We start from the raw sequence: 10,517 nt of genomic DNA, 5'->3' as shown, positions 1-10,517 counted from the left end.
GCGATACAACCCCGGTATCGCTCCCTCCTCGGCCTTGCGATGAACGCACCTGAACACCGCTCGCGAACGGCCCCCATTGATCAGAGCATCCCTCGATGTCGACGGCGGAGCCAGGGCTGGTCTCGAAGGGGCATGATGGTCTCGTGAGTGCTGAGGATCTCGAGAACTACGAGACCGACGCCGAGCTCGCCCTGTATCGGGAGTATCGGGACGTCGTCGGGCTGTTCTCCTACGTGGTGGAGACCGAGCGGCGGTTCTACCTCGCCAACCAGGTGGACCTGCAGGTGCGGTCGGCCGGCGGCGAGGTGTTCTTCGAGCTGACGCTGAACGACGCATGGGTGTGGGACGTGTACCGGTCGGCCCGGTTCGTCAAGACCGTGCGGGTGGTGACGTTCAAGGACGTCAACGTCGAGGAGCTCGCCAAGGCCGAGCTGGAGATGCCCCAGTAGTCAGCGGGAGGCGCACGCCGTAGCGGCGCGCAAGCTCCTGGATCCCCCACGCCAGCGCGCCGACGACCAGGCCGAGCACTGTGCCGATCGCGAGGCTGCTGAGCCCGGTGGCGCCACGCATCAGCAGCTCCTCCGTGGCCGGTGGCCACGCGCCTGCCAGGCTGCCGCCGAGCCGCGGTGGGTCGCCACCCCACGCGGTCGACCACGCGAGATTGTGCATCAAGCCGAGCAGCACCCCATACCCGGTGCCGGCGGCGAGCAGCGTGGCGAGCGGTCGGCGTGAGAGCAGCACCGCCACCAGGACCCACACGACCATCGGTCCCAGTGTGAGCGCAGTGTTCGCGGCCGTCCCGGGCGCGACGAGGCCGAGGTCGTGCGCCACGGCGCGCGGCATCGCGAGCGCGGCGAGCGGAACCACCGCAGCGAGCGGAAGACCCAGCGGCGAGGGACGATGCTGCGCCGGTGGCGGCTCGTGAGCCGGGGCGTGCCTCCCGGCGCCCGGGTCGTCGAGAGCGGTGCCAGGCGCGGGTGATGGCAAGGCGCGTTCGCGAAGGACGCCCGGGTTTGGCTTTCGAGCGGACGCAACGCCGCCCGCACTCGTGCCGGGTGCCGCGCAGCAGATCCGGAGTTGGGAGACACGCCCCTGGGCCGTCGAGATCATGACTCGACGCTAGAAAGGCTGCGAGTCCGGCGCCATAGGGCCGTCCGCCGAGGACGCCGGGGGGCAGCCCCCACGTGATTGGCATGCCATTTTGGCACCGCAATCACGCCGATGGCCACGGTGGCGTGATTGGCGTGCCGATATGGCACCTGAGTCACGCCGAAGCGGGCTCGGGCCGGGCCGTGGGCGACGCACGGCGTTGAGGAAGTGACATCAACGGCACGTGGCCCCCGGTCGTGGGCAGATGGCGTTGAAGAACTGACACAAACGGCACACCAGCCCCGCGGGGCGAGTGCCAACGGCCAACCGGAGCGGCCGCTGTCCACAGATGCAGGCCGATGCACCGTCATCCACAGCACCCCCTCCCGGGCGATGCGGGCGTGCCTGCGGCTGCGCAATCGTGCCTCGTGGAGGTGGTCGTATGGCGACGAAGGACACGGTGGGCCGTTCGGGCGAGGAGCTCGCCCGCACCTGGCTCACGCACAAAGGGCTCGAGATTCTCGACGCGAACTGGCGCTGCCCGATCGGCGAGTTGGACATCGTGGCGCTCGACGGTGACGTGCTCGCGTTCGTGGAGGTCAAGACCCGCACGTCGACGGCGTTCGGGCACCCGGCCGAGTCCGTCACCCGGGCGAAGCTCGCCCGGTTGCGTCGGCTGGCCGGCGCGTGGGTCGAGACGCACGAGGTGCACGCCTCTGGGATGCGGATCGACGTGATCGCAGTCCTGCAGCGGCGCGGTGAGCGGCCGCTGGTGGAGCACATCGAGGGAGTGGGCGGATGAGCCTGGGGCGCACGCTCGGGGTGTCGCTCGTGGGCCTCGAGGGCAACGTGGTGGAGGTGGAGGCGCAACTGGCCTCGGGGCTGCCCGCTTTTCGGATCGTCGGGCTCCCGGACACCTCACTCGGAGAGGCGCGCGAGCGCGTGCGCGCGGCGATCTCCTCGTGCGGGATCGCCTGGCCCACGATGCGGATCACGGTCGGCCTCACGCCGGCGGAGCTGCCGAAGGCGGGGTCCGGGTTCGATCTGGCCATCGCAGTGGCGATCCTGGCCGCCGACGGCAAGACCCGCGCCGGCCGGGGAGCCGGTCGCGTGCACGTGGGGGAGGTCGGCCTCGACGGGCGGGTGCACCCCGTGCGCGGCGTGCTGCCCGCCGTGGCCGCAGCAGTGGCCGCCGGCCGGCCGCGCGTGGTGGTGCCGTGGGCCAACGAGGCCGAGGCACGGCTCGTGCCGGGAGCCGAGGTGACGGCCGTCAGGCACCTCGCCGAGCTGGCGCGGTCCTACGGTGCTGACGTCAACCCGGTGGCACCGGGCGTCCTCGAGCAGGTGGAGCCGAGCCCGGCGCCGCGTTCGGCGGCCGACCGGCTCGACCTCGCGGACGTGCTGGGCCAGGAACAGGCCAGGCTGGCGCTGGAGATCGCCGCCGCCGGCGGTCACCACCTGCTGCTGCACGGCCCGCCGGGTACCGGCAAGACGATGCTCGCGGCGCGGCTGCCGGGTCTGCTGCCCGACCTCACGCCGGCGGAGGCGGTCGAGGTGACGAGCCTGCACTCGATCGCCGGCACGTTCGACGCCCGGGACGGGCTGGTGCAGCGGCCCCCGTTCGAGAACCCGCACCACACAGCGACACCGGCCTCGATCATCGGCGGCGGCTCCGGGCTGCCGCGGCCGGGTGCGGCCTCGCGTGCCCATCGGGGAGTGCTGTTCATGGACGAGGCACCCGAGTTCCAGCCGCGGGTGCTCGAGACGCTGCGACAGCCGCTGGAACACGGCGAACTGGTGCTGCACCGCTCCCGCGGGAGCGCGCGGTACCCGGCTCGGTTCCAGCTCGTCCTCGCCGCGAACCCGTGCCCGTGCGGGCGCGCGAGCGGCAAGGGGATGCATTGCGTGTGCACGCCGATCGCGCGGCGCCGGTACATGTCCAGACTCAGCGGTCCGTTGTTGGACCGTGTCGACATCCGCGTGGAGGTGCCGGATCTGGCGGCCGGCGTGCTCCGCGCCGCGCCGGTGGGGGAGCGCAGCTCGGTGGTCGCGGCACGGGTGCAGGCTGCGCGTGATCGTGCGGCCGCCCGCCTCGACGGCACACCGTGGCGTGTGAACGGCGAGGTCCCGGGACCGTGGTTGCGCGAGGTCACGCGGCAGCGCGCACCGGAGCTGGTGGGACGGCTCGACCAGTTGCGCGACTCCGGGCGGCTCAGCCTGCGCGGGCTCGACCGGGTGATCAAGCTGGCGTGGACGCTCGCTGACCTGGGGGAGCGGGATGCGCCCGCGGCGTCCGACCTCGCCACCGCGGTCTCATTACGGGCAGGAGGGACCCATGGCTGAGCGACTGAGGTTCGACGGCACTGACCTGCTGCTCGCCACCGTGGCGTGGAGCCGTATCGCCGAGCCGGGTGAGCACGTGGCGGGCTCGCTCGTGCGGGCGATCGGGCCGGTCGCCGCGCTCGACTGGGTGCGGTCGGAGTCGTTGCAGCCGCCCGGCGTGCCGCCCCACGTGGGCTGGGGCGCTGCTGCCGCGCGGTGGCGCCCGCGCCTGAACGGCCTGGACCCGCGCCGCGAGCTCGCGGTGATGCGGCGACTCGGCGGCAGGGTGTTGCTGCCCGACGACCCACGTTGGCCGAGGCGCCTCGATGACCTGGGGGACACCCGCCCGATGTGTCTCTATGTTCTCGGGTCGGCGGAGCTGGCGGCGATGACGCGGCGCGCGGTCGCGCTCGTGGGTGCCCGTTCGTGCACCAATTACGGCAAGCATGTGGCCCGCGAGCTCGGTGTCGGGCTCGCGAGCCGCGGCGTGGCCGTGGTCTCCGGTGGGGCGTTCGGTATCGACGCCGCCGCGCACCACGCCACCGTGGCCGAGGGCGGTCCGGCGCTGGCCGTGATGGCGGGCGGGCTGGATCGGCTCTACCCGAAGGACAACGTGGAGTTGTTGGAGCAGGTGATCGAGTGCGGTGCCGTGGTCTCGGAGGCGCCGCCGGGCACCTCCCCGATGCGGCAGCGGTTCCTCGCACGGAACCGATTGATCGCGGCACTGTCGGAGGCCACGGTGGTGGTCGAGGCCGCGTGGCGCTCGGGTGCCTTCAGTACCGCCCGGCACGCGGCAGAGCTGTTGCGGCCGGTCGGCGCCGTGCCGGGTCCGGTGACCTCGGCCGCTTCGGCGGGGTGCCACCGGTTGATGCGCGAGGGCACGGCGGTGTGCGTCTGCGACGTGGGCGAGGTGCTCGAGCTCACGGCCGGGCTCGAGCCGGTGGCGGAGGCGCCCTACGCGCAGCCGGGACTGCTTGACGACCTCGATCAGGAGGAGGCGCGCGTGCTCGATGCGATGCCGGCTCGGGCGGCCGCCGAGGTGGACAGCCTCGTGCGGGCCAGCGGCCTGTCGGCCACCGAGACGCTCGCCGCGCTCGGGATGCTCGAGATGGTCGGCAAGGTGCAGCGCACTGGAACGGGCTGGCGGCGCGCACGCGAGGAGGCAGCATCGTGATGACTTGACCTTGACACTGTGACAGGGTGTCTGCTGGGTCCTGGAGGTGGTCGAGATGACCCAGCAGCACACGGACGAGCAGCGTTCCGACGACCGGCGACTCACCGAGCAGCGACTCGCCGAGCAGGTGGCAACGGCGTTGGCCGCAGGCGACGCCTCGACGCGCCTGCGGGCGGCGCTGCACGCCGGCACGAACCCGCGGCCGGAGTACGTCGAGGCGCTCGTGCGCCGCTGCGCGGTGGAGCCCGACTTCTACGTGCGGGACATGCTCACCTGGGCGCTGACGCGCGCCGACCGTGAGGGCACGGTCGCGCAAGTGCTGCTCGAGCTGAGCTCCGAGGTGGCACAGGCGCGAAGCCAGGCGCTGCACACCCTGTCCAAGCTCGGAGAGCCACAGACGTGGCCGGCGATCACCGAGGCGTTGCTCCGTGACGCTGACGACGAGGTTGCCCGGGCCGCGTGGCGGGCCGCGACCGGGCTCGTACCCACGGGATCCGAGGGAGCGCTCGCCGTGGTGCTTGCGACCCAGCTCGGCCGCGGTGACCGGGACGTCCGGCTCAGTCTCAGCCGTGCGTTCGGCCAGCTGGGGGACGCCGGCATGGCGGTCCTCGAAGGTGCCCGGAGCCACGCGGACCCGGAGGTGGCCGCGCACGCCACCGCCACGCTGCGGCTGATCGAGGACCCGGACGAAGGTTTCGACGCCGCGATCGAGGACGCCCGACGCACGGTCGCGCTGCTCGCATCACCCACGGTGTCCTGAGCGGAGTGCACGCGGATGTTGATCGGTGAGGTGGCGCAGCAGTCCGGGATCAGTGCCCGGATGCTGCGCCACTACGACCGGGTCGGTCTTGTGACGCCGAGTCATCGAACCTCGGGCGGCTACCGGGAGTACACGGACGAGGACCTGCAGCGCCTGTTCCACGTGGAGGGGCTGCGGTCGCTCGGTCTGAGCCTGATCGAGATCCGCGACGTGCTGGATGACCTCACGTTCGACCCCGCTGCGATGGTGGAGCAGCTGATCGCCGGCACCCGCAGCCGCCTGGAACAGGATCGGGAGCTGCTCCGCAGGCTCGGCTGGGTCAAGGCGAGCGACCCCGCTGCCTGGTCGGACGTGCTCCGCACGATCGGCCTGCTGCGAGGCCTGGACGCCGACGATCCGCGGGCGCGCCAGAGGCTCGCTCTTTCACTCGCGCTCGACGGGCACGACGCCGCCGCGCTCGCCGAGGCGGTGCTCGACGAGCCCGAGGTCAACGTGGCCGGCACGCTCGACTGGGCGCTGGCGCAAGCCGGCGACAGCGGGGTGGACGCGTTGACGGAGGCGCTGCACTCGCCTCAGGCCGCGCGGCGACATCGCGCCGTGGCGGCGCTGGCGAAGATCGGATCACCCGCCGCGACCACGGCACTCGCCGCGGCGTTCGAGCACGACGATCCTGTGGTGCGCACGAGCGCCCTGCTCGCGCGTGGCTCGCTCGGCGAGGCGGATGCGATCCCGGGCCTGATCTCGCTCGTGGTCGAGGGGCGACGTGACGTGGACGCCTCCGATGTTCTGGGCGCGCTCGCATCCGAGCACGGATGCGACGAGGAGGTGGCGACGGCTCTCGCGGGCGCGCTGGCACGCGAGAGCGGTGCGCCACGCCCGCGCCTGGCCGCCGCGCTCGCAGACGTGCCCGGTCCGTTGGCGGTCAGCACGCTGACCGATCTCACCGCGGACTCGGACCCGGCCGTTGCGCACACCGCGACGTATCTGCTCAGCCGCCGCTGAACCGGTCGGCCATCGATCAGTACATCCCGTGATCGGATCGAGGCGTTCGCGTGTCCGTGACACCACGGCAGCAGCCCATCTGACACCGTGGTGTGATGACCGAAGCGGAGGCCGAGCAGTCCCGTCCGGGTGACGAGGAACTGCTTCACGCCTACGCCGGCTATCTCGAAGCGCAGCGCGGGATGTCGCCGCACACCGTGCGCGCCTACCTCGGGGACGCCGCCCAGCTGCTGGTCACGTTGCCGCTGCAACCAGGTGCGGCTGTCGAGACGAGCGACCTCGCTGCGCTCGACCTGACCGCCCTGCGCGCCTGGCTGGCCGACCAGTCGCGCAGACGCATGGCTCGCTCGACGCTCGCTCGGCGCTCAGCCGCCGCGCGCGCGTTCACGGCGTGGGCGAACCGGACCGGACGCCTGGCCACCGATCCCGGGCTGCGCCTGCTCGCGCCGCGCCCGGACAACGTGGTCCCCACCGTGCTGGCCGTTGACGAGGCCGCCGCGATGCTCGACGTCGCCCGCACCCGTGCCGACGACGCCGAACCCGCACATCTGCGCGACTGGGCCGCCCTGGAGCTCCTGTACGCCACCGGTGTGCGCGTGTCCGAGCTCGTGGGCATCGACCTCGCCGATGTGGACCTGCAGCAACGCCTCGTCCGGGTGCTCGGCAAGGGCGGCAAGGAGCGCATGGTGCCGTTCGGGCTCCCCGCCTCGAAGGCCGTACAGGCATGGCTGGCGGCCCGTGCCGACCTCGCCACACCCACCAGCCCAGACGCACTGTTCCTCGGCGTCCGCGGCGGCCGGCTCGACGTGCGCCAGCTCCGCGAGACCGTGCACCAGCTGACCGCGCTCGCGGGAGTGCGCGACCTCGCCCCGCACGGTCTTCGGCACTCCGCCGCGACCCACCTGCTCGAGGGCGGCTCCGACCTGCGCTCGGTGCAGGAGGTGCTCGGCCACGCCTCACTGGCCACCACCCAGCGCTACACCCACATCAGCTCCGAGCGCCTGCGTGCGGCTTTCACCCAGGCCCACCCGCGCGCATGAGCCCCCTCTCGTCCGCTGACCGCCCCGTCCCCCGCCCATCCACCGACCGCGCGTGGGGCGGCGGTGACCTGTCCCGTGATCGGATACAGCCGGATGACGGCCTCGGACAGGAGCGACAGAGGGTCGATGTAGCGCTCGCCGATGCGCGCTCCCCAGTGCAGGCACGCGGCCGGCGCGCAATGGGACCCGTCGAGCACCAGGGTGCCGATCGGCTGACCTCGGGCGACGGCGTCGCCGACCTCGACCAGCGCCGTCACCGGCTCGTAGGTGGTCCGGATGCCATCGGGATGGTCGACCGAGATCACCGGTCGATCGACCACTACGCCCACGAAGGCGACCACCCCGCCAGCAGCAGCCAGGATCACCGACCCCGAAGTGCCGGCGATGTCGACGCCCCGGTGACCGGCACCCCACGGAGCCTCCGGTGGGTCGAACGGCGCGACCACCTCGCCCTCCAGCGGCATCGAGTACGGTCCCGTCTGCTCACCTGGCCCTGAGACCACGGTGGGCTGCGAGACCACGGAGGTCCCGCCGTCGGGCGCCCGCGGGGCTGTGAGCGTGAGAGCGAGCGCGGTCGCGACAGCGAGCGCGCCCACCACGGATCCGAACCGGGAACCAACCATGTCCCGAGCCCACACCCAACGCGGCCGGCCGCGCCACCGCCACTCGGGGGTGCTGTGGACAGCGGTGCATCAGGCCGCACCTGTGGACAATGTGCTCGATAGGCTCGGCGGATGGCCGACCTGCCGAACCCTGCCGACGACGAGTCCGTCCAGGTTGCCGGGCTGGGGGCCACGGTCAAGGCGGCGCGGAAGCGCCTCGACCTCTCGATCGCCGAGCTCGCGCAGCGTGCCGGTGTGAGCCTGGGCCTGGTCAGCCAGCTCGAGCGGGGAATGGGCAACCCGTCGCTGGGCACGCTGTCGAAGATCGCGGCTGCGCTCGGGCTCACGATCAGTCAGCTGCTGGAGGAGCCGGCGTCGGACCTGGCGGTGGTGCGGGCGGCCTCGATCTACGCGATCCCGCCCGAGCCGACTCTCGCTGCCGCGGAGCAGGTCCAGCGCGAGCTGTTGACGCCTCGCGGGGAGTCCACGCTGCAGTTGATCCGCTCGACGCTGCCGGTGGGGTTCACCAACGAGGGCCGCCCGTTCCGGCACATCGGCACCGAGGTGGTGACCGTGCTCGAGGGGCGGCTGGTGGTCATCCACGGTGAGCAACGCGTCGAGCTGGCCCCCGGCGACTCCGCGACCTATGTGTGCTCGGCGCCGCACTGGTGGGCGAACGGGACGGACGTGCCCACGGTCGTGCTGGGAGCGGTCAGCCCGTTCGAACGCTGAGCTCGACCAGTCGAGCCAGCTCGGCGAGCGGGTCTTCGGCGTTGTCGACGCGGAGGTCGAGGTCGAGGTCGGGCGGGTGCTGCCGGTGCTCACGAACCCGCGCGACCATCACGGCGGCACTCTGGCGTCCGCGCCGGTCGCCGCCGGCTGCCTCACCGGCCTGCATCGCGATGAGCACACGTCGCGCCTGCACGCCCGCAGCCGCGGACGCGCCCGCGGTGTGCTCGGCCTCCGCCTCGTAGGCCTCGACCATGGCCGCGAGCACCTCGGGGCCGGTGAGCAGGTTTCCCAGCGCGACCAGGCCCCGGCGCACCACGGCGCCGGCCCACGGGCTGGTGGCTGTCCCGGTACGGCTGTCGGCCTCGCCGCTCGGCAGCAGGGCAGCGACCTGCCGCCTCTCGGGCTCCTCGTCCCAGGTCGGCACGGCAGCCATGACCTCCGCTGGATGCAGCCCGTCGGCCAGCGCCGTGAGCATCCGCGCTCGCAGCGACCGGTTGGTCCACGCCTGGCTCGCCACCGCTCCCGCGGCCGGATCGATCGCGATCACGGCGTTGCCCACGGCAAGCGACCTGCTCGCCGTGGCCGCCGCGAGCATGCCGCTGCGGGTATCGGCGGCCAGCAGCGTGAAGGTCATGCGAGTTCCCCCGGGATCGGTTCGGCTGGATCTGTGTGACGTTTGAGTTACGGCTGGACGAATCTGTTGTGGCCGGACGTCTATGCTCCCATAATGAATGGAACATCATCAGAATGAAACCACACGGGAGTCACGATGAAGCGACGCACATTTGTCAGCGGGGTCATGTTGGCGGCCACCGGGGCGATCGTCTCGGCGTGCTCGACCGGTGAGGGAGTCGACCTCGACGGCACCGACGGCGGCGACGAGGGTGCTGAGGGCGGCGCCTCAGGTGCGGTGCTCCGTGCCGCGATCGGTGGTGAGCCCGACCAGCTCGACCCGAACAAGACCTCCGCGTACTTCTCCTTCCAGGTGCTCGAGAACGTGTTCGACACCCTCGTGCAGCCCGACGAGAGCTTGGAGATGCAGCCGGCGCTCGCCGAGTCGTGGGAGGTCAGCGAGGACCAACTGACGTGGACCTTCACGCTGCGGCAGGGCGTCACCTGGCACGACGGCAGCGCCTTCAGCGCCGACGACGTGGTCTACACGTTCAACCGGATCATCGACGAGGAGCTCTCGAACGCCTGGAAGTTCGGCGCCGTCACCGGCATCGAGGCGCCCGATGAGGCCACCGTGGTGATCACGGTCGGCGCGCCCACCCCCAACCTCCTCTCCAGTCTCGGCGGCTTCAAGGGCCTCGCGATCGTGCAGGAGGCCAACGTGACCTCCGGCGACATCCAGACCAAGCCGATCGGGACCGGCCCCTTCTCGCTCACCGAGTACAGCAGCGGCGACCACATCACCCTGACCGCCAACCCCGACTACTGGGGCGGCGCTCCCACCCTCGGCGGCGTGGAGTACCAGTTCATCTCCGAGCCGTCCACGGCGCTCGCAGCGCTGCGCTCGGGCGAGATCGACTGGACCGACGTGGTGCCGCCGCAACAGGTGAGTGAGCTGGAAGGCGACGAGGGCCTCACGGTGGGGATCACGCCGTCGAGCGACTACTGGTACCTCGCACTCAACCAGGCGAGGGACGCGTGGAGCGATGTACGGGTACGGCAGGCGATCGCGTACGCGATCGACAGGGAAGCGATCCTGCAGGCGGTGAGCTACGGCACCGCCGAGGCGAACCAGCTGGCCATCCCGAAGGACAGCTTCTGGTTCGCCGAGTACAGCAGCTACT

12 protein-coding genes are annotated in these 10,517 nt (G+C 71.9%); 9 read left to right on the top strand and 3 right to left on the bottom strand.

What is annotated here, in order from left to right; all coding sequences use genetic code 11:
* Positions 1–143: 143 nt before the first annotated feature.
* Positions 144–449, top strand: a complete 306-nt coding sequence (locus ACOJSN_RS04355; protein WP_156221151.1) for a DUF2469 domain-containing protein — start codon at positions 144–146, stop codon at positions 447–449.
* Here ACOJSN_RS04355 and ACOJSN_RS04350 read toward each other — a convergent pair.
* Positions 403–867 (bottom strand): hypothetical protein, encoded by a 465-nt coding sequence (locus tag ACOJSN_RS04350; protein WP_420111288.1) that lies wholly within the window; start codon positions 865–867, stop codon positions 403–405. The genes ACOJSN_RS04355 and ACOJSN_RS04350 overlap by 47 nt on opposite strands.
* Before the next feature lie 664 nt (positions 868–1,531).
* Here ACOJSN_RS04350 and ACOJSN_RS04345 point away from each other — a divergent pair.
* The 6 genes from ACOJSN_RS04345 (at position 1,532) to ACOJSN_RS04320 (ending at position 7,387) form a co-directional block, all read left to right on the top strand.
* Positions 1,532–1,891 (top strand): YraN family protein, encoded by a 360-nt coding sequence (locus ACOJSN_RS04345; protein WP_420111287.1) that lies wholly within the window; start codon positions 1,532–1,534, stop codon positions 1,889–1,891.
* Positions 1,888–3,432, top strand: a complete 1,545-nt coding sequence (locus tag ACOJSN_RS04340) for a YifB family Mg chelatase-like AAA ATPase (RefSeq protein ID WP_420111286.1) — start codon at positions 1,888–1,890, stop codon at positions 3,430–3,432. Before ACOJSN_RS04345 ends, ACOJSN_RS04340 begins: the two co-directional genes overlap by 4 nt.
* Positions 3,425–4,585, top strand: coding sequence for a DNA-processing protein DprA (gene dprA / locus ACOJSN_RS04335; RefSeq protein WP_420111285.1), 1,161 nt, complete (start codon positions 3,425–3,427; stop codon positions 4,583–4,585). The genes ACOJSN_RS04340 and dprA overlap by 8 nt, the downstream gene beginning before the upstream one ends.
* A gap of 55 nt (positions 4,586–4,640) precedes the next feature.
* Positions 4,641–5,345, top strand: coding sequence for a HEAT repeat domain-containing protein (locus tag ACOJSN_RS04330; RefSeq protein ID WP_420111284.1), 705 nt, complete (start codon positions 4,641–4,643; stop codon positions 5,343–5,345).
* Between the two features lie 15 nt (positions 5,346–5,360).
* On the top strand, positions 5,361–6,347 hold the full coding sequence (locus tag ACOJSN_RS04325; RefSeq protein WP_420111283.1) for a MerR family transcriptional regulator: 987 nt from the start codon (positions 5,361–5,363) through the stop codon (positions 6,345–6,347).
* A gap of 95 nt (positions 6,348–6,442) precedes the next feature.
* Positions 6,443–7,387, top strand: a complete 945-nt coding sequence (locus ACOJSN_RS04320; protein WP_420111282.1) for a tyrosine recombinase XerC — start codon at positions 6,443–6,445, stop codon at positions 7,385–7,387.
* Here ACOJSN_RS04320 and ACOJSN_RS04315 read toward each other — a convergent pair.
* A complete protein-coding gene (locus ACOJSN_RS04315) occupies positions 7,324–8,010 on the bottom strand; it encodes a M23 family metallopeptidase (RefSeq protein ID WP_420111281.1) in 687 nt (228 codons plus the stop codon). The genes ACOJSN_RS04320 and ACOJSN_RS04315 overlap by 64 nt on opposite strands.
* 111 nt (positions 8,011–8,121) lie before the next feature.
* Here ACOJSN_RS04315 and ACOJSN_RS04310 point away from each other — a divergent pair, with 111 nt between their 5' ends.
* A complete protein-coding gene (locus ACOJSN_RS04310; protein WP_420111280.1) occupies positions 8,122–8,721 on the top strand; it encodes a helix-turn-helix domain-containing protein in 600 nt (199 codons plus the stop codon).
* On the opposite strand, the gene ACOJSN_RS04305 is transcribed toward ACOJSN_RS04310, so the two are convergent.
* Positions 8,702–9,355 carry a DUF1028 domain-containing protein gene (locus ACOJSN_RS04305; protein WP_420111279.1) on the bottom strand — a complete coding sequence of 218 codons (654 nt, stop codon included), beginning with the start codon at positions 9,353–9,355 and terminating at the stop codon, positions 8,702–8,704. The two genes, ACOJSN_RS04310 and ACOJSN_RS04305, sit on opposite strands and share 20 nt — an antisense overlap.
* A 135-nt stretch (positions 9,356–9,490) precedes the next feature.
* Here ACOJSN_RS04305 and ACOJSN_RS04300 point away from each other — a divergent pair.
* Positions 9,491–10,517, top strand: a 1,027-nt coding sequence (locus ACOJSN_RS04300) for an ABC transporter substrate-binding protein (protein ID WP_420111278.1), incomplete at its 3' end; no start/stop codon positions are given.

Origin of the sequence: Pseudactinotalea sp. (assembly GCF_048594945.1) — a bacterium.
Taxonomy (GTDB): Bacteria; Actinomycetota; Actinomycetes; order Actinomycetales; family Beutenbergiaceae; genus Pseudactinotalea.
This window is presented reverse-complemented; position numbering and strand designations above follow the sequence as displayed.